This window comes from Mesorhizobium sp. M5C.F.Ca.ET.164.01.1.1 (genome assembly GCF_004792125.1).
Classification (GTDB): Bacteria; Pseudomonadota; Alphaproteobacteria; order Rhizobiales; family Rhizobiaceae; genus Mesorhizobium; species Mesorhizobium wenxiniae.
This window is the reverse complement of the sequence record NZ_SRTG01000002.1, coordinates 723,735-741,101: the sequence shown is the minus strand read 5'-3', so window position 1 is coordinate 741,101 and position 17,367 is coordinate 723,735. Positions and strand designations below refer to the sequence as shown.

The 17,367-nt window shown below is 63.7% G+C and carries 17 protein-coding genes; 11 read left to right on the top strand and 6 right to left on the bottom strand.

Annotation, left to right across the window (positions count from 1 at the left end; genetic code table 11):
- The first annotated feature begins 22 nt into the window (after window positions 1-22).
- The 7 genes from EN807_RS20225 to EN807_RS20195 all read left to right on the top strand — a co-directional run bounded on the left by EN807_RS20225 (window position 23) and on the right by EN807_RS20195 (window position 6,180).
- The gene (locus EN807_RS20225; protein WP_135936390.1) at window positions 23-628 is read left to right on the top strand and encodes a hypothetical protein; all 606 of its coding nucleotides are present in this window, start codon (window positions 23-25) and stop codon (window positions 626-628) included.
- Window positions 628-2,031 (top strand): DNA repair protein RadA, encoded by a 1,404-nt coding sequence (gene radA / locus EN807_RS20220; protein WP_135936389.1) that lies wholly within the window; start codon window positions 628-630, stop codon window positions 2,029-2,031. Before EN807_RS20225 ends, radA begins: the two co-directional genes overlap by 1 nt.
- A 27-nt stretch (window positions 2,032-2,058) precedes the next feature.
- A complete protein-coding gene (locus EN807_RS20215; RefSeq protein ID WP_029354407.1) occupies window positions 2,059-2,727 on the top strand; it encodes a CvpA family protein in 669 nt (222 codons plus the stop codon).
- Window positions 2,728-2,805: 78 nt separating this feature from the next.
- A complete protein-coding gene (gene purF, locus EN807_RS20210; protein ID WP_029354408.1) occupies window positions 2,806-4,275 on the top strand; it encodes an amidophosphoribosyltransferase in 1,470 nt (489 codons plus the stop codon).
- A 111-nt stretch (window positions 4,276-4,386) separates the two neighbouring features.
- Window positions 4,387-5,133: an SDR family NAD(P)-dependent oxidoreductase gene (locus EN807_RS20205; protein WP_135936388.1), complete on the top strand. Its 747-nt coding sequence runs from the start codon at window positions 4,387-4,389 to the stop codon at window positions 5,131-5,133.
- Between the two features lie 81 nt (window positions 5,134-5,214).
- On the top strand, window positions 5,215-5,844 hold the full coding sequence (locus EN807_RS20200) for a hypothetical protein (protein WP_135936387.1): 630 nt from the start codon (window positions 5,215-5,217) through the stop codon (window positions 5,842-5,844).
- A 129-nt stretch (window positions 5,845-5,973) separates the two neighbouring features.
- A complete protein-coding gene (locus tag EN807_RS20195; protein ID WP_065009862.1) occupies window positions 5,974-6,180 on the top strand; it encodes a hypothetical protein in 207 nt (68 codons plus the stop codon).
- 14 nt (window positions 6,181-6,194) lie between these two features.
- Here EN807_RS20195 and EN807_RS20190 read toward each other — a convergent pair whose 3' ends face one another.
- Window positions 6,195-6,701 carry an OsmC family protein gene (locus EN807_RS20190; protein ID WP_135936386.1) on the bottom strand — a complete coding sequence of 169 codons (507 nt, stop codon included), beginning with the start codon at window positions 6,699-6,701 and terminating at the stop codon, window positions 6,195-6,197.
- A 746-nt stretch (window positions 6,702-7,447) separates the two neighbouring features.
- Between EN807_RS20190 and EN807_RS20180 the strand changes: the two genes are divergently transcribed.
- On the top strand, window positions 7,448-8,329 hold the full coding sequence (locus EN807_RS20180) for a DMT family transporter (RefSeq protein ID WP_135936385.1): 882 nt from the start codon (window positions 7,448-7,450) through the stop codon (window positions 8,327-8,329).
- A gap of 75 nt (window positions 8,330-8,404) precedes the next feature.
- On the opposite strand, the gene EN807_RS20175 is transcribed toward EN807_RS20180, so the two are convergent.
- Window positions 8,405-9,337: a LysR substrate-binding domain-containing protein gene (locus tag EN807_RS20175; protein WP_135936384.1), complete on the bottom strand. Its 933-nt coding sequence runs from the start codon at window positions 9,335-9,337 to the stop codon at window positions 8,405-8,407.
- Window positions 9,338-9,450: 113 nt separating this feature from the next.
- Between EN807_RS20175 and EN807_RS20170 the strand changes: the two genes are divergently transcribed.
- Together EN807_RS20170 and EN807_RS20165 are read left to right on the top strand one after the other, a co-directional pair.
- Window positions 9,451-9,858, top strand: a complete 408-nt coding sequence (locus EN807_RS20170; protein WP_135936383.1) for a 4-oxalocrotonate tautomerase family protein — start codon at window positions 9,451-9,453, stop codon at window positions 9,856-9,858.
- A gap of 180 nt (window positions 9,859-10,038) precedes the next feature.
- Window positions 10,039-12,261 carry an AMP-binding protein gene (locus EN807_RS20165; RefSeq protein WP_135936382.1) on the top strand — a complete coding sequence of 741 codons (2,223 nt, stop codon included), beginning with the start codon at window positions 10,039-10,041 and terminating at the stop codon, window positions 12,259-12,261.
- A gap of 104 nt (window positions 12,262-12,365) precedes the next feature.
- Here EN807_RS20165 and EN807_RS20160 read toward each other — a convergent pair whose 3' ends face one another.
- From EN807_RS20160 to EN807_RS20150, 3 genes are all read right to left on the bottom strand, one after another.
- The gene (locus EN807_RS20160; RefSeq protein ID WP_135936381.1) at window positions 12,366-12,629 is read right to left on the bottom strand and encodes a hypothetical protein; all 264 of its coding nucleotides are present in this window, start codon (window positions 12,627-12,629) and stop codon (window positions 12,366-12,368) included.
- A gap of 163 nt (window positions 12,630-12,792) precedes the next feature.
- A complete protein-coding gene (pssA, locus tag EN807_RS20155) occupies window positions 12,793-13,608 on the bottom strand; it encodes a CDP-diacylglycerol--serine O-phosphatidyltransferase (RefSeq protein WP_127313512.1) in 816 nt (271 codons plus the stop codon).
- Window positions 13,609-13,611: 3 nt separating this feature from the next.
- A complete protein-coding gene (locus tag EN807_RS20150) occupies window positions 13,612-14,310 on the bottom strand; it encodes a phosphatidylserine decarboxylase (RefSeq protein WP_135936380.1) in 699 nt (232 codons plus the stop codon).
- 246 nt (window positions 14,311-14,556) lie between these two features.
- Between EN807_RS20150 and EN807_RS20145 the strand changes: the two genes are divergently transcribed.
- Complete coding sequence (locus tag EN807_RS20145; RefSeq protein WP_135936379.1) at window positions 14,557-15,429, top strand: SMP-30/gluconolactonase/LRE family protein; 873 nt, start codon at window positions 14,557-14,559, stop codon at window positions 15,427-15,429.
- 2 nt (window positions 15,430-15,431) lie between these two features.
- Here EN807_RS20145 and EN807_RS20140 read toward each other — a convergent pair whose 3' ends face one another.
- Window positions 15,432-17,318 (bottom strand): ABC transporter ATP-binding protein/permease, encoded by a 1,887-nt coding sequence (locus tag EN807_RS20140; RefSeq protein WP_135936378.1) that lies wholly within the window; start codon window positions 17,316-17,318, stop codon window positions 15,432-15,434.
- Window positions 17,319-17,367 lie beyond the last annotated feature (49 nt).

Genomic DNA, 17,367 nt, shown 5'->3' with positions numbered 1-17,367 from the left:
TTTTTGATCTCAGAGCAGCCAGTTGGATTTCAACAATATCTATCAGAGAATGAAATTCGAAGAGTATGAAATCTCTGAGGACGAACGCTCTCAACTCACTGACTATTTGAAATCCGCAGGGTCGGCTTATCGCCTGGAGTCCAACACCGCGATATTGGTGTTTTGCTACTCGAATGAACCGACATCCGAGAACGTTACATTGGTGAGGAAATTCCTTGCCAAGGAAGTTGTCGACTATTCTCGAAGCGCGGCTGTGACTGGTCTTTATCGAGTTTGGAAATTGGGAGCGAGCGCTGACATCGACGATCTGGTGAGCATTCTGGCCCTTTCGTTGGACGAATCCCGGCACGATACCTCTCTGGCAGCGATCGGGTGCGCATTCCTTTTGATGCACTGGCTCAATGATCGTCGCCTCTCGACTGCCCTTATGAGTTTGCTGGAGACGCTGCACGATGAAGTCAGGCGAGAGAACGACTTCGTGGTCAATTTATTCATCTATGCGTGTTGGTCGGCATATGACAATTGGGCTCAGAGAAACGGACAGCGCCGCATTCACTTCGATACAATTGAGGAGGCTCTGCCGATCTATTGGGATCGTCCCAAATATCTCTTGCAATCAATAAACTGATGGCCAAATCGCGCGTCCAGTTCATCTGCCAGAATTGCGGTTCGGTGCATCAGCGCTGGGCCGGCAAATGCGATGCCTGCGGCGAGTGGAACACGCTGGTCGAGGAAGGCACCGCCGGCGGCATCGGCTCGGGTCCGGCCAACTCTCGCAATGCCCGCAAGGGCCGCGCCGTGGTGCTCACGACTTTATCCGGCGATATCGAGGATGCGCCGCGTATCGTCTCCGGCATCGGCGAACTCGACCGCGCCACCGGCGGCGGCTTCGTGCGCGGCTCGGCCTTACTGGTCGGCGGTGATCCCGGCATCGGCAAGTCGACGCTATTGACCCAGGCCGCCGCCGCACTCGCGGCAAAAGGCCACCGCATCGTCTATGTCTCGGGCGAGGAGGCCGTCGCCCAGATCCGGCTGCGCGCGCAGCGGCTCGGCGTCGCCTCGACCCCGGTGGAGCTTGCCGCCGAAACCAATGTCGAGGACATCCTCGCCACCATCGCCGACGGCAGGCGGCCGGACTTGGTGATCCTCGATTCGATCCAGACCTTGTGGACCGACCTGGCCGATTCGGCGCCCGGCACGGTCACCCAGGTGCGCGCCGCCGCCCAGGCGATGATCCGCTATGCGAAATCCACAGGAGCGGCGTTCGTGCTGGTCGGCCACGTCACCAAGGAAGGCCAGATCGCCGGGCCGCGCGTTGTCGAGCACATGGTCGACGCGGTGCTTTATTTCGAGGGCGAAGGCGGCCATCACTACCGCATCCTGCGCACGGTCAAGAACCGCTTCGGACCGACCGACGAGATCGGCGTCTTCGAAATGTCTGATATGGGCCTGCGCGAGGTCGCAAATCCGTCCGAACTTTTTCTAGGCGAACGCCATGCGAAGGCGCCGGGCGCCGCGGTTTTCGCCGGCATGGAAGGCACAAGGCCGGTGCTGGTCGAGATCCAGGCGCTGGTGGCGCCGTCGTCGCTGGGCACGCCGCGCCGCGCCGTCGTCGGTTGGGACGGGGCCCGGCTGTCGATGATCCTCGCCGTTCTCGAAGCCCATTGCGGCGTCCGCTTTGGCACCCATGACGTCTATCTCAACGTCGCCGGCGGCTACCGTATCTCGGAGCCGGCTGCCGATCTGGCGGTAGCGGCCGCACTGGTTTCCTCGCTTACCGGTCTTGCCCTTCCCGCCGATTGCGTCTATTTCGGCGAAATCAGCCTTTCGGGCGCCGTGAGGCCGGTTGCGCACGCGCAGCAGCGCCTGAAGGAAGCCGAAAAGCTGGGTTTTGGAAGCGCGGTTCTGCCCTTAGGCAGCGAGGAACTTGCCGGGGGGATAGGGGCCGGCGCTTTCCAGCCCACCGAGCTTGCCGATCTCGTGGCGCGCATAGCCGGCTCACGGCGCAGCCGCGCCGACGAGCAAGAGTGACGCGGCTCATGAAGTGGGGCAAAAGACATGCCGATTACGCTGCTTGACGGAATTCTCGTCGGCTTCACCTTGGTCTCGGCGATGCTCGCCATGGTTCGCGGCTTTTCGCGCGAGATCCTCTCCGTCGTCTCCTGGATAGCGGCGGCGGCTGCGGCGTTCTTCTTCTACCAACCGGTCCTGCCTTACGTTCAGCCCTATGTCGACAATGAGAAGATTGCCATGGTGGTGGCCGCCGGCATCGTCTTCATCGTCGCGCTGATTGTCGTCTCCGTCATCACCATGAAACTCGCCGACTGGATCATCGATTCCAGGGTCGGCGCGCTCGACCGCACGCTCGGTTTCCTCTATGGCGCGGCGCGCGGCATCCTGGTCGTCGCGGTGGCCCTGCTGTTCTTCAACTGGCTGGCCGGCCCGAAGGCTCCGGGCTGGGTCGCCAACGCCAAGTCGCGGCCGCTGCTCGAATCGATCGGCGCCAAGCTCGAAAGCCTTCTGCCCGAGGATCCGGAGAACGCGATCCTCAACAGGCTCAATCCGAATCAGCCGGCGCCCGAGACCGGAGCCGAGACTCCTCCGGCGGCCGACGCGCCGGCGGCGGACGCACCGGCAGCCGGCGACGATGCTCCGGCGCTCGATGGGAGCGCGACCGACGCGCCACCGGCCGACAATGCACCGGCCAATCCGGCGCCGGCAAACTGACGATCATGTGAAAGCCGCAAACTCTACGTTGCTCTCGGGCAGTCATCACACTATATAGCGACTTTAGCGGAGCTGAAGATGGCAGACGCAGACGACGTGCTTTCCGCCGAAGCTGACGATCATTTCCATGACGAATGCGGTGTGTTCGGTATTTTTGGCCGGCAGGACGCCGCGGCTATCGTCACGCTCGGCCTGCATGCGTTGCAGCATCGCGGCCAGGAAGCGGCCGGTATCGTTTCCTATGACGGCACCCAGTTCCATGTCGAACATCATGTCGGCCTGATCGGCGACACCTTCACCAAGCAGCGCGTCATCGACAGCCTGCAAGGCAACCGCGCGATCGGCCACACGCGCTACGCCACCACAGGCGGCGCCGGCCAGCGCAACATCCAGCCGTTTTTCGCCGAGCTCGCCGATGGCGGCTTCGCCGTCGCCCACAACGGCAACCTCACCAACGCCATGACGGTGCAGCGCGCGCTGCAGAAACAAGGCGCGATCTTCTCGTCGACCTCCGACACCGAGACGCTGCTGCATCTGGTCGCCACCAGCAGGGAACGCGATCTCAACTCGCGCTTCATCGATGCGGTGCGACAGGTCGAAGGCGCCTTCTCCCTGGTGGCGATGACTTCCAAGAAGATGATCGGTTGCCGTGACCCGCTCGGCATCCGCCCGCTGGTGCTCGGCGATCTCGACGGCGCCTGGATCCTGGCTTCCGAAACCTGCGCGCTCGACATCATCGGCGCCCGTTTCGTGCGCGACCTGAAGCCCGGCGAGATGGTCGTCGTCACCACAAAGGGCATCGAGAGCCTGTTTCCGTTCGAGCCGCAGAAGACCCGCTTCTGCATCTTCGAATATGTTTATTTCGCACGCCCGGATTCATCCGTCGAAGGCCGCAACGTCTACGAGGTGCGCAAGCGCATCGGCGCGGAGCTGGCGCTGGAAAGCCCAGTAGATGCCGACATCGTCGTGCCGGTGCCGGACAGCGGCACCCCGGCGGCGATCGGCTTTTCGCAGGCCGCGGGCATCCCGTTCGAGCTCGGCATTATCCGCAATCACTATGTTGGCCGCACCTTCATCCAGCCTGGCGATTCGATCCGCCACATGGGTGTCAAGCTCAAGCACAACGCCAACCGCCGCATGATCGAAGGCAAGCGCGTGGTGCTGGTCGACGATTCGATCGTGCGCGGCACCACCAGCCAGAAGATCGTGCAGATGGTGCGCGATGCCGGCGCCAAGGAAGTGCACATGCGCATCGCCTCGCCGCCGACGCGCGCCTCCTGCTTCTACGGCGTCGACACGCCGGAAAAGTCGAAGCTGCTGGCGTCGCGCATGTCGGTGGAAGAGATGGCCGAGTTTATCCGCGTCGATTCGCTTGGATTCCTGTCGATCGACGGGCTTTACCGCGCCGTCGGCGAGGCCGGTCGCGACAATGAGCAGCCGCAATTCTGCGACGCCTGCTTCACCGGGCAATATCCGACCCGGCTCGCCGACTTCGAAGGTTCGGACAATGTGCGCACGCTGTCGCTGCTGGCGGCGGGCGGGGCGTAGGTCTTGCTGGAACCCGCGAATTTCGCCGGTTTGCAAATTTCGTCGCGATCGCTGTGTCGCGCCCCTCTGTCCTGCCGGACATCATAGAGCGCTAACCTTCGGAGCTGCCCGGTGACCCCTGCCCTCGACCTTTCCGGCCGCGTCGCGGTCGTCACCGGTGCCTCGCGCGGCATCGGCTACTTCATCGCCCTGGAACTTGCCGCCGCCGGAGCGCATGTCATCGCGGTTGCCCGCACCGTCGGCGGACTGGAGGAACTCGACGACCAGATCAAGGCAACGGGCGGACAAGCCACGCTTGTGCCGCTCGACCTCGCCGACATGGCCGGCATCGACCGGCTGGGCGGCGCCATCCACGAGCGCTGGGGCAAGCTCGACGTCCTGGTCGCCAATGCGGCGGTGCTCGGCGTCATCTCGCCGATCGGTCATGTCGAGGCCAAGACCTTCGAAAAGGTGATGACCATCAACGTCACCTCGACATGGCGACTGATCCGCTCGGTCGATCCGTTGCTCAGGCTCTCCGATGCCGGCCGCGCCATCGTGCTTTCCTCCAACGCCGCCCATTCGGCGCGAGCCTTCTGGGCACCCTATGCGGCGTCGAAGGCGGCGGTCGAGACCATGATGCGTTCCTGGGCGCATGAGACGGAGAGCTTGGCCCTCAGGGTCAACGCCGCCGATCCCGGCGCCACCCGCACCGCGATGCGGGCGCAGGCGGTGCCCGGCGAGGATCCGGAAACGCTGCCGCATCCCCAGGAGATCGCCAAACGCATCCTGCCGCTGGCCAGCCCTGCGCTTAGGGAAACCGGCCTGATCTTCCAGGCCAAGCACAACCGCTTTGTTGCCTACCGGCAGCCGGAGTAGACGCATCGCGCGATTTGGCGGAAGAATTGCACCGCCACCGACCTTGTTGGAATGCCTGATGTTCGCAAACGGAGGACCACCATGCGCAAACTGCTTCTCGTCACCGCCGCTGCATCGTTGGCAGCCATCGGCGTCGCATCCTCGCAGGATGCGACAATGAGCTTCTTCGTCACCAGCGTCGGCTCCGGCAAGGGCGCCGATCTCGGCGGCCTTGCGGGTGCCGATGCGCATTGCGGGTCGCTGGCTGAAGCCGCCGGCATCAGCGGCAAGACATGGCGCGCCTACCTCTCGACCAGCGACACCGATGCGCGCGACCGGATCGGCAAGGGACCGTGGTTCAACGCCAAGGGCGTCAAGATCGCCGACGATGTCGCTTCGCTGCATAGCGATGCCAACGCCATCACCAAGCAGACGGCGCTCGACGAAAAGGGCGAAATGGTCAACGGCCGCGGCGACAAGCCCAACCGGCACGACGTGCTGACCGGCTCCAAGCCCGACGGCACGAAAATCGCCGACCAAACCTGCGGCGACTGGACGCTCAGCGGAGCAGAAGGTGCGGCAATGACGGGCCATCACGACCGCACTGGCCTGGACGATTCGGCCGCCGCCAAATCGTGGAATTCCTCGCACGCTTCACGCGGCGGGTGCAGTCAGGACGCGCTGAGGAGCACCGGCGGCGACGGCCTGTTCTACTGCTTTGCCGTGAACTGAGCTGTTCCAACAAACACAGGATATCGCACGGCTGTGATGCCGTGGGGAACCACCGCGCCTGGCCGCGCTTTCGTCGATCGCCCGGAGTTGATAGGATCGTCCGACTCCCACAACAAACGAGGAAATCCCATGGCGGCTTCGAGCGTAGCGTTGGTCTGGTATCTGGTTATCGCCGGTCCGCAAGGCGGCATGGTGGTGCTGCCCAGCACGTTCGACACCCGCGAACAGTGCACCTCCGCCATCACCGAATATCAGAAGCAGCCGACCCCGGCCGGCTGGTCGGTGCAGTGTGTGCCGAGCGCCTCGCCGTTCGCCGACGAGGGCGAAAGTGAGTAGCCGGTGGCGCACGTTCAGCGCTGAGCGCTGACCGTCAGTTCCGGCCTCGTATTGATGGTCTGAAACACCACGCAGTACCGTTCGGTCAGCTTGAGCAACGCGTCGACGCGCTCTTGTGGCTCGTCGGTGTCGAGGCCGAAATTCAGCCGGATGGCGCGGAAGCCGACCGGCGCATCTCTTGCCACACCCAAGGTGCCGCGAAAATCGAGATCGCCTTCGGCCTCCACGGTGGCGGCGCCGAGCTTGAACTCCAGCGCCGTCGCCACTGCCTTCAGCGTCACGCCGGCGCAAGCGACCAGCGCCTCCAGCAGCATGTCGCCCGAGCACAATTCGAGCCCCGAACCGCCAGTAGCGGGATGGAGGCCGGCAACGGCGAGCGCCCTGCCCGTCTCGACCTTGCAGGCGATCGACTGGTCGTCGATTGAGCCCTTGGCCCGAAGCGTGATCAGCGCGCGCGATGCTTCATCGCGATAGGCCTCCTTGAGCGGCGCCTGCATGGCCTTCAGTCCGGTGGCGTCCATCTCGAATCCTTTCGACCGTCATTTTCATCGCTCGTCCCGATACTCGAATGGAACCGGTACGGCCTAAACCTCGATTTCACGACATTTGGATCGGAGTGACAAGCTGTCCAGACATTGCTGCGTCGTCAGACCTGATGACTTTCATGCAACCTGGGGGCGCCCACGCGATGACGCCAGGCACGTGGCGACGGCCTCGTAGCCGGGAGTGCCGGGGTCCAGGGCGACGTACGTTGGCGGGCTGTGATTGGCGGGCAGAGGATGACACGCGCCTGCGCGATAATGGCCGACACACCGACCCGGCCGGCGGCTTCGGAAGCGTTCAGGAACTGGGTGGAAGAGCTCATGAATCACCTTGTTGCTGTTGGCCGCCTTTCTATCGGGGCTGACCTAGGGGCCGGGTCAACAGGGATATTCACGGCGTGCCGCAGGGAGCCGTGTGATGGTCACTTCGTATCGAACTGACGCATCGGGTTGATGAGATGAATCGAGTTGCGCAACTGAGTCCTGTTCGGCAGGACGGAATATCCCAGCCGCCAGGCCTGCCCTAACGCAAGCTCACCGCTGGCGTAGCGCCGCGCAGGGTTTCGCCCGTGTAGCGTACGCCGCCGCCCTGATTGTCGCAGCCGGCCTGCTGATCATCGGCAACGAACATTTCCGCAAGCGGCTGTAGGATCCGGCAACCCCTGCTGACGGTACGGTGTCAGGACAAGGCAGCATAGTCTGGCGATATGACGGGATCCCTAAGCATGCCAGGTACCACCGACACCGCCGAGCGCACCCTTGGCATCATCCTGGTTTCGGCGTCGGCGGCGGTGTTCGGCCTCACCGGCGTGTTGACCAAGTCGATCCATGCCGACCCGCTGACCATCACCTGCTGGCGCGGCTTCGTCGGCTCGATCCTGATCAGCCTCTATGTGCTTTGGCGGCGTCGCCGCTCCGGTGGGCGTGAAAGCCTGCGCCTCGGCTGGCGCGGCTGGCTGTTGGCGGTCGAGGGCGCGCTCGCCAGCATCGCCTTCATCTCGGCGTTTAAATTCACCTTCGTCGCCAATGTCGCGATCATCTACGCCACCGCACCCTTTGTCACCGCGCTGCTTGCCTTCGTGCTGGTTCGTGAGCGCTTCCGGCTGCAGACGCTTGCCGCCGCCGCCGTGTCGCTCTGCGGCGTGGCCATCATGGTCTGGTCCGGTTTCGGCACCGGCCATCTGTTCGGCGACGGGCTGGCGCTGCTGATGACAATCGGCAGCGCGCTCTACATGATCATGGTGCGCGCTTTCCGCGACACGCCTGTGGTGTGGGCCGGGGCAGTGTCGGCATTCCTTTTGTTCGTGCTCGGCTGGTTCGTCACCGATCCATTGGCGGTCTCAGCCAGAGACGCAGCGCTGCTCGTCGCCTTCGGCATGTCGTTCGCGCTGGCCTCTATTCTGTGGACGGAGGGCGCGAGGCTCATCCCGGCCGCCGAATCCGGCCTGCTGGGCTCGGCTGAGGTACCGTTCGCGATCCTGTTCGCCTTCGTGTTCCTGGCCGAGGTCCCGCCTGCCGCCAGCATGATCGGCGGCGCAATCGTGCTCTGCGCGGTCTTCGCCCATGCCGGGCGCGACTGGCAGGCGGCGAGGCAGCGTTCTGCCTGAGAAAATCTGCCCCTGAAATAAATTTATAAAGTCATGGAACCATCATCGGGTTCAGGCATTGTTGAGGCCGACGGGTCATCCCAAGTCCCCCAAACCCCTCGGCCCGTCTAACCTATAGCCGACCGCAAGGTCGGCTTTTTCTTTTCCGAAATCAGCCTGCGCCAAGGCAAGGTTGCCGCTGAACAGCGCAGCCAGCTCCTGTGCCGGCGGCTCGGCATCCTGGCGCAGCCGGATGGCGAACTCGGCGATGGGAACCTGCGGCAGCCCAAAGTCGCGCGGTGCTTCGACGATGCCGGAATGGGCAAAGCGCGCCGTCCGCAGCGTCAGAGCAATGCCGGCATTCACCGCCGTGCGCAGCCCGGCCAGGCTGGCACTGCCGGCGGCGACGCGGTAGCGGCGGCCGGCCGTGTCGAGTACTGCGATCGCCGCGTCGCGAAAGCTGCAATGCGGATCGAGCAGTGCCAGCGGTACCTCGTCCTGGCGGGCGGCCAATCCCTTTTGCGAACAGAGCCAGAGCATCGGCTCCCTGAACAAGCCGACCTCGTCCGGCGCCGGTGCCTGTCGCATGGCGATCATCAGATCGAGGATGCCGGTTTGCAGTGCCTCGGCCAATTCGGCGGAGCGGCCGACGCGCAGTTCGATCCTGACGCGCGGATAGCTCGCGGCAAAGGCCCTGAGTAGCTCCGGGAGGCCGCTGTCGGCGAAATCTTGTGTCGTGCCTATGGCCACGCGCCCATCGGCTCGCACGCCCTTGAGGGCCAGCCACGCTTCGCGATGCACAGCAAGGATGCGCCGGGCATGGCCGACCAGATTCTCCCCGGCCGGCGTCAGGCCGCGGCCCCGCCCCTGCGGCACCAGAAGCGGTTCGCCGACAATATCCTCAAGCCGCTGCATCTGCGTGGTCACCGCCGACGCTGAGCGGCCGACAATTGACGCCGCCTGCGCCAGCGAGCCGCCATCGACGAAGGCGAGAAAGGTTTTGAGGAGGTCAGGGTCGAGTATCGGCATAATTCGATATTATCAAAGTGTCCTCCTTAAACAATTCGATTTTCATAATGGAAGAGCGATGGCAAAGATTTCTCACGGCGAAGAGATGCCGCGTAACCCGAGGAAAGAAATTTATGCCGATCATCAATGTCAGCGTCACAGGCAAGCCCGATGCCGCTTTGTCCGCCGCTATCGCCAAGCAGGTGACCGAACTGACCGCTACGCATCTGCGCAAGGATGCGACCATCACCGCGGTCGCCATATCCTATCATGACCCCGAGCACTGGTTCGCCGGCGGCAAGTCGCTGGCCGAGCATGGCGCCAACAGTTTCTGGCTCGACATCAAGGTGGTCGACGGCACCAACACCAAGCTTGAGCTGGAAGCCTATCTCAAGGCGATCTTCGCCGCATTTGGCCGCTTGCTGGGTGAGATGCACGAAGAAAGCTACGCTTTCGTGCACGAAGTGCCGGCCGCCGCCTATGGCTACGGCGGCAAGACACAGGAATTCCGTTTCATCAGCGGGAGGTTGAAAGCGGCGTGAGCAGCGCCGTTCAGTTCCACGCTCATCCGCAAGTAATTTTGGCGACGGTGAAGCGTGACAGGCCGGCAGCTTGCAGCCGGCCTGTCCGAGCAGCATTGACGTTGACCCCACTTCGTCTAGGTTCTCATCGAAGCGGTCAGGAAGAGCCGCGACGTGAAAATCTGTTGGGAGAGACGCGGCATGATCCTGACACTGGCGCTGCTTGCGGGGCTCGTCGCGGCCTGGCTGCTGATCGGCGTGGTGGAAAAATTCCGCCTCGGCCTGCGCTTCACGCAGGCGCTACTTTATGTACCGTTCAAGCTCGCCTATCGGATTGCCGACGGCCGCATCAACATCGCCCGCAACGCAGCCGCCCCGGTCATCTACGTCATTTCGCACCAGTCGCGCCTCGAACCGGCGCTGATGCTGTCACTGCTGCCGGAAGATACGCTGCACATTCTCGACCAGGCCTCCGCCAAGTCACCCTGGCTCGAACCGTGGCGCGAGCTTGGCCGCACCATCGCCTTCAACGCCGAGCATATCTTCGTCAGCCGCCGGCTGGTGCGGGTGCTGAAGGGCAAGGGCCGCCTTGCCGTCTATTTGCCGGACGCGGTCGAGCCGGATATCAAGACATTTCGCCTGTTTCGCGCCGTTACCCGCATCGCCATGCAGGCCGATGCCCGCATCGTGCCGATCTTTGTCGCCGGCGCGCGCACTCTGCCGGTGTCGCTGACGCCGGCGGACAAGGCGCCGCGGCGCTGGTTTCCGCGCCTGTCGATCAGCGTGCTCGAGCCGATGACCATCGCCGAGCTGGTGGCGCGAAACCCTGATCAGTCCTCGAACACCAATGCGCTGTTCGACCGTTTCGCGGAAGCCCGGCTTTTCGGCAGCGATCTTAATCGCGGCCTGTTCCTCGCCATGCGCGACGCCGCCGACCGAGTCGGCGCCTCGCATCCTATCGTCGAAGACGTGGTCAGCGGCACGTTGAACTACAGAAAGCTGTTCATCGGCGCGCGGGTACTGGGCCGCCGCTTCGAGGCGGTGACGGCGCCGGGCGAAGCGGTTGGAGTGCTGCTGCCCAATGCCAACGGTGTCGTGCTGTCGCTCATTGGCCTGTTGTCGGCGAGCCGGGTGGCGGCGATGATCAACTACACCGCAGGCCGGGCCAGCGTCACCGCCGCCGTGCGCACGGCGGAAGTCCGCACCGTGGTCTCGTCGCGAGCCTTTATCGACAAGGCCAACCTCGCTGATATCGTCGCGGCGGTGGAAGGAGGCGGCGCCAAACTGTTATGGCTGGAGGACGTGCGGGCCAGCGTAACCGTGCTGGACAAGCTCGCTGCCGCCTTGCTGTGGCGCTGGCCGCTGCAGCGGCAGAATGCGGCCAAGCCAGCAGTGATCCTATTCACCTCAGGCTCGGAAGGCACGCCGAAGGCGGTGGTGCTGTCGCACAGAAATCTTCTCGCCAACGCCATGCAGGCCGAGGCCCGCATCACCGTTTCGCCGGCCGACATCCTGCTCAACGTGCTGCCGGTGTTCCACTCGTTCGGGCTCACCGGCGGCACCATCCTGCCGCTGGTCACCGGCGTAAAACTGTTCCTCTACCCCTCCCCGCTGCACTACAAGCTGATCCCCGAGGTCGCACGCAAAGCAAGGCCGACGGTCATGTTCGGAACCGACACGTTCCTCGCCAATTATGCGCGCACCGCCAAGGACGGCGATTTCTCCAGCCTGCGCTTCATCGTCGCCGGCGCCGAGGCGGTGAAACCGGAGACGCGCCGCATCCACCGGGAGCGCTTCCAGGCCGAGATCATCGAGGGTTTCGGGCTGACCGAAGCAGCGCCCGTCGTTGCCGTCAACACCGCCATCCACGGCCGCGACGGCACGGTCGGGCGGCTGTTGCCGGCCATGCGCATGAAGCTCGAGCCGGTCGAGGGCATTAGCGGGGCCGGACGGTTGTGGCTCGACGGGCCGAATTTGATGATGGGCTACATGACATCAGATCGGCCCGGCGAATTGCAACCGCTCGACGGCTGGCACGATACCGGCGACATCGTTTCGGTCGACCGCGAAGGCTTCATCACCATTCGCGGCCGGGCCAAGCGCTTCGCCAAGATCGCCGGCGAGATGGTGTCGCTGGGCGCAGTCGAGATGCTGGTACAGTCGCTATGGCCGGAAGAGCACCACGCCGTGGTGGCGGTGCCGGACAGGCGCCGCGGCGAGCGCATCGTGCTGGTCACCACCGCTGATGAGGCCGACCCCGATGAATTGCGCAAATTCGGCAGACAAGCCGGTGCCGCCGATCTGATGGTGCCGAACGACATCGTCAAGGTCGAGGAAATCCCGGTGCTGGGTTCAGGCAAGACCGACTATGTCGCGACCCGTAAACTGGCGATTGACCGACTGGGGCTCAGCGCGGCAGCTTGACGCTTAAAGCGCTTTGCGTTTCGGTGGAACCGAAACCGCGCTCTAACTCTTTGTTTTAACGCATTTTGTTGGACGCCAAACGAAGACGTTTGGCCGCAAATGCTCTAGAGGACCACCACCGACAACAGCAGGATGAACCCGACAGCTATCATCAGCAGGCCCGGCCAGTTCTGCGACAGGCCGAGGAAACCGAGGCCGCGTCGCCGCGGCTCAAGTGTCGGGCCTGGCGTTGCGAGATTTGGCGTCGAGCGATCCGGCGCCGCGCGAACAGGCGCCGGATCGCTGAGCCGCCCGCGCCTTAGGGCTGCGCCGGCCATGTACACAACGCCACCGACAATGAGCAACGCACCGATGAGGACAACAGCCATTTCTCCTCACTTCTTCTTAAGCTCCTGCGCCTGGCAGCAGCGTGAGAAACCGGTGGCGAGGCGTTTGCGAAGTCGCATGCCTCGCCCGCTGAGACAGAACGGTCAAGATGCCCGGCAGGTTCCCGCGCCAGGTGATCGTCGGAGTGAGTTGGCGACAGGTCTGTCAGCCGATGTCTGAAGGCGGCACCTTTTCGCCTTCGCGCTTGGCGCGCCTGGAATAGGCGCGCACGCTGAATGGCAGGAAGAGGAGATAGCCGGCAACAGACGCCGTCAGCGTGTACCAGGGGTAGGTCATCAACAGCAGGATGTAGAGAACGACGCCGAGGATGATCAGCAGCACCTTGTCGCCCGGGACTTTCAGGCTCTTGCCGGAATAGACCGGCAGCCGGCTGACCAGCAGGAAGGCGACCAGAACGGTGAAACCGGCGGCGATGAAGGCGGCAGGGCGGGACGGCTCCACGCCAAGCCGCAGGAAGTACAGATAAAGCGGCAGCATCACCAGCACGGCACCCGCCGGCGCCGGCACGCCGACGAAATACTCGGTCTGCCACTGCGGGCGATCTGTTTCTTCGTCGAGCACGTTGAAGCGAGCGAGCCTCAGTCCGCAGGCGATGGTGAACAGGAGCGCGGCAATCCAGCCCGGCGATCCGGCCTGGTCGAGCAGGAAGGCATAGAGCACCAGCGCGGGTGCGACGCCGAAATTGACGATGTCGGCCAGCGAATCCATCTGCGCGCCGAATTTGGACGTCGCCTTCAGCATCCGCGCCAGGCGGCCATCAATGCCGTCGAGGAAGGCGGCGAGCAACACCATCACCACCGCCGGCTCGAAGCGGCCTTCGAAGCCGAAGCGGATGCCGGACAGGCCGGCGCAGATGGCGAGCACGGTGACAAGGTTGGGCAGCACCATTCGCATCGGGATTTCATGGATGCGCGGACCGCCGCCCCCATGCGCCTCGAATTTCTTGAACGGCGCGCCCACGGCTCAAGACACCCGCACGAGCGGCGTTGCGGCAATGCCGCCGAATTCGGCCAGTATGGTTTCACCGCCGACCGCGGTCTGACCAACGGCGACACGCGGCGTCGCAGTCGAGGGCAGGAATACGTCGACGCGCGAGCCGAAGCGGATCAGCCCGAAGCGCTCGCCGATGCCGATCGTGCCGCCGGTCTCGGCCCAGCAGACGATGCGCCGCGCGACCAGGCCTGCGATCTGCACCGCGGCCACCGTGCCGTTGGGGCTTTCGATGACCAGTCCGTTGCGCTCGTTGTCGGCACTCGCCTTATCAAGTGCGGCGTTGAGGAATTCGCCCGGCCGATGCTCGATCCTTGTGATGCGGCCGCGCACCGGAGCCCGGTTCACGTGGCAGGAAAAGACGTCCATGAACACCGAGATGCGGGTCATCTCGCCGCCGCCGAGGCCAAGTTCGCGCGGCGGCACTGCCGGACCGACCGCCGTGATGATGCCGTCGGCCGGGCTCACCACCAGCCGGTCGTCGACAGGCGTGACGCGCTCCGGGTCGCGGAAGAAGTAGACGCACCAGGCCGTCAGGATCAGGCAGATCCAGAACAGGATCGAAGAGAAATAGCCGAGGAAAAGCGTCACCGCTGCGAAGGCGGCGATAAACGGATAGCCTTCGCGATGGATCGGAACGAACGTTTTCTTGATCGTGTCGACGAGGTCCATGGGATGGGAACAGCCCTAGTTTCAGGTCCGGCCTCAATAGCGGAAACACCCTGTGGCCGCAACGCAACAATGGGGAAAGGCCGGCTCGGCTCGTTGTCGTCAACATTAATCGGTTGCGGGCATTGGAGGGGCCCAATGAGCCTGTCCGAAATAAAAGTGACCGTTGTCGGGGCGACCCGTCCTGGCTCGTCCTTGGAGATACGATGCCTATCAAAGCGCTTGCCGAACGAAAGCTGGAGACAACAAATGCCGTCACTGAAATCAGCAGCCAAGGAAGCGCGAGTCGTGATGAACGGTCTGGCGTTCGGCGAGTCGCCGCGCTGGCATGACGGCAGGCTGTGGTTCTGCAACTGGGGAACCGGCCAGATCATCGCCGTCGATGCCGACGGCAACAGTCAAGTCATGCTCACCGTGCCGGCCACCCTGCCCTATTCGATCGACTGGCTGCCGGACGGTCGCTTGCTTGTCGTCTGCGGGCGTGAAGGGCTGGTGCTGCGGCAAGAAGCAGACGGTACGCTGGTTACCCACGCCGATCTGCGACACCTCTCAGGGAACCCTTGGAATGAGATTGTCGTCGATGGGCGCGGCAACATCTACGTCAATGGCGGTGGGCCGGCCCCGGCTCCTGGCCAGCATTTCGGCCCCGGCGCCATCGTGCTGATTGCGCCGGACGGATCGGTGCGGCAGGTGGCGGACAAGATCGCCTTTGCCAATGGGATGGCGGTGACGCCTGACAACAAAACATTGATCGTCGCTGAATCGCACGCCAACAGGCTGACCGCGTTCGACCTCGCCGCGGATGGCAGCCTTGCCAACCGGCGGCGATGGGCCGACCTCGGCAACGGCTTTCCCGACGGCATCTGTCTCGATTCCGAGGGCGCCATCTGGTATGCTGACGTCCCCAACCGGCACTGCGTGCGGGTACGCGAAGGCGGCGTAATGCTCGAGAGCGTCGATGCGGATCGCGGCTGTTTTGCCTGCATGCTCGGCGCCGCCGACGGCAAGACGCTGTTCATCGCCGCCGCCGAATGGCGCGGCTTCGAACACATGATCAGCGATGTCCGCACCGGCCAGGTGCTCAGCATCGAGGTTTCCGCACCGGGCGCCGGCTGGCCGTAAGGCTACCACACCTCCGAGGGGCGGCGGCGGACAACGACGCCGAACTCGTCGCGCTCGCGAGCGATGCGCAGCCGCTCCTCGGCCTCGGTTGCCTCGCGCTGACGGTCCCACATCGACGCGTACAGACCAGCCTTGCGCATCAAGGCGGCATGCGTGCCGCGCTCGGCGATCTGGCCGTCCTGCAGCACGATGATCTCGTCGGCCGAAATCACCGTCGACAGCCGATGGGCGATGACGATGGTCGTGCGGCCCTTACTGACAAGGTCGAGCGCCGCCTGGATCTCCTGTTCGGTATGGCTGTCCAGCGCCGAGGTCGCCTCGTCGAGCATCAGGATCGGCGGCGCCTTCAAAATGGTGCGGGCGATCGCCACGCGCTGCTTCTCGCCGCCGGACAGTTTCAGCCCGCGCTCGCCGACCATCGAACCGTAGCCGTCGGGAAGCCGCTCGATGAACGGCCCGATCTGAGCGAGTTCGGCTGCCTTGCGGACGTCCTCCTCGCTGGCATCGACGCGGCCGTAGCGGATGTTGTAAGCGATGGTATCGTTGAACAGCACGGTGTCCTGCGGCACCATGCCGATCACCGCGCGCAGGCTCTCCTGTGTTACGTCGCGAATCTCCTGGCCATCGATCAGGATCTTGCCACCCTGGATGTCATAAAAGCGGAACAGGAGCCGCGAAATGGTCGACTTGCCGGCGCCCGATGGCCCGACAATGGCAACCGTCTTGCCGGCCGGCACTTCGAAGCTGATGCCTTTCAGGATCTTGCGGTTGAGATCGTAGGAAAACTGCACGTCGCGGAACTCGACCTTACCGGCGCCGACTACCAGCGGCTTGGCACCCGGCTTGTCGACTATCTCCTGCGGCACATCGAGCAGATCGAACATCTGCTCGATGTCGGTGAGGCCTTGGCGGATTTCGCGATAGATGAAGCCGATGAAGTTGAGTGGCACCGAAAGCTGGATCAGCATGGCGTTGATGAAGACGAAGTCGCCAACCGTCTGCGTACCAGCCTGCACCTCCAGCGCCGAAAGGCACATGACGATAACCGTGCCGAGACCGAAGATGACGCCCTGGCCGAAGTTAAGCCAGCCGAGGGAGGTCCAGATCCTCGTGGCGGCGGTCTCGTAGCGCGCCATCGAACGGTCGAAGCGCTCGGCTTCCATGCTCTCGTTGTTAAAATATTTGACCGTCTCGAAATTGAGCAGCGAGTCGATCGCCTTGGTGCTGGCGTCGGTGTCGCTGTCGTTCATGTCGCGGCGAATGACGATGCGCCAGTCGCTCGCCCTGATGGTGAACCAGATGTAGAGCCAGACCGTCACCGCCACCACAGCCACGTATTTCCAGCCATAGGTGACGGCGAAGATGCCGGCCGTCAGCGCGAATTCGAGGATGGTCGGCAAGGTGTTGAGCACGGTGAAGCGGACGATCGTCTCGATGCCCTTGGTGCCGCGCTCGATGATGCGCGACAGGCCGCCGGTGCGGCGCTCGAGATGGAAGCGCAGCGACAGTTGATGCATGTGAATGAAAGTGCGGAAGGCGAGCTGGCGCACCGCATATTGTCCGACGCGGGCAAACAGCGCGTCGCGCAGCTGGTTGAAACCGAGTTGCACCAGCCGCACGACATTGTAGGCGATGACCAGCATGACTGGCGCCAGCAGGAAGACCGGCAACGGCGGCACCGACTTGGCATCCCCGGCCAGCGCATCGGTCGCCCATTTGAAGAAATAGGGACCGGCAACCAGTGTCAGCTTGGCAACGACCAGAAGCACGGTCGCCCACACCACCCGCGCCCGGAGGTCGGCACGGTCGGCCGGCCACATATAGGGCCAAAGGTTGCGCAATGTCTTGAAGGTCGAGCCAGAATCGGCGGAGACGGTTTTTTCGGCCATTTTTATCGCCTTTTCTTATATCTTACTGCTTGACCGTCATCTTTTCAGA

Bases quoted from the DNA above. Each gene is read 5' to 3' on its own strand.
- EN807_RS20180 (WP_135936385.1), top strand. From the start codon at position 7,448: ATGCCAGGTACCACCGACACCGCCGAGCGCACCCTTGGCATCATCCTG.
- EN807_RS20165 (WP_135936382.1), top strand. From the start codon at position 10,039: ATGATCCTGACACTGGCGCTGCTTGCGGGGCTCGTCGCGGCCTGGCTG.
- EN807_RS20200 (WP_135936387.1), top strand. From the start codon at position 5,215: ATGCGCAAACTGCTTCTCGTCACCGCCGCTGCATCGTTGGCAGCCATC.
- EN807_RS20145 (WP_135936379.1), top strand. From the start codon at position 14,557: ATGCCGTCACTGAAATCAGCAGCCAAGGAAGCGCGAGTCGTGATGAAC.
- EN807_RS20215 (WP_029354407.1), top strand. From the start codon at position 2,059: ATGCCGATTACGCTGCTTGACGGAATTCTCGTCGGCTTCACCTTGGTC.
- purF (WP_029354408.1), top strand. From the start codon at position 2,806: ATGGCAGACGCAGACGACGTGCTTTCCGCCGAAGCTGACGATCATTTC.
- EN807_RS20160 (WP_135936381.1), bottom strand. From the start codon at position 12,629: ATGGCTGTTGTCCTCATCGGTGCGTTGCTCATTGTCGGTGGCGTTGTG.
- EN807_RS20150 (WP_135936380.1), bottom strand. From the start codon at position 14,310: ATGGACCTCGTCGACACGATCAAGAAAACGTTCGTTCCGATCCATCGC.
- EN807_RS20195 (WP_065009862.1), top strand. From the start codon at position 5,974: ATGGCGGCTTCGAGCGTAGCGTTGGTCTGGTATCTGGTTATCGCCGGT.
- EN807_RS20175 (WP_135936384.1), bottom strand. From the start codon at position 9,337: ATGCCGATACTCGACCCTGACCTCCTCAAAACCTTTCTCGCCTTCGTC.
- EN807_RS20190 (WP_135936386.1), bottom strand. From the start codon at position 6,701: ATGGACGCCACCGGACTGAAGGCCATGCAGGCGCCGCTCAAGGAGGCC.
- radA (WP_135936389.1), top strand. From the start codon at position 628: ATGGCCAAATCGCGCGTCCAGTTCATCTGCCAGAATTGCGGTTCGGTG.
- EN807_RS20140 (WP_135936378.1), bottom strand. From the start codon at position 17,318: ATGGCCGAAAAAACCGTCTCCGCCGATTCTGGCTCGACCTTCAAGACA.
- EN807_RS20170 (WP_135936383.1), top strand. From the start codon at position 9,451: ATGCCGATCATCAATGTCAGCGTCACAGGCAAGCCCGATGCCGCTTTG.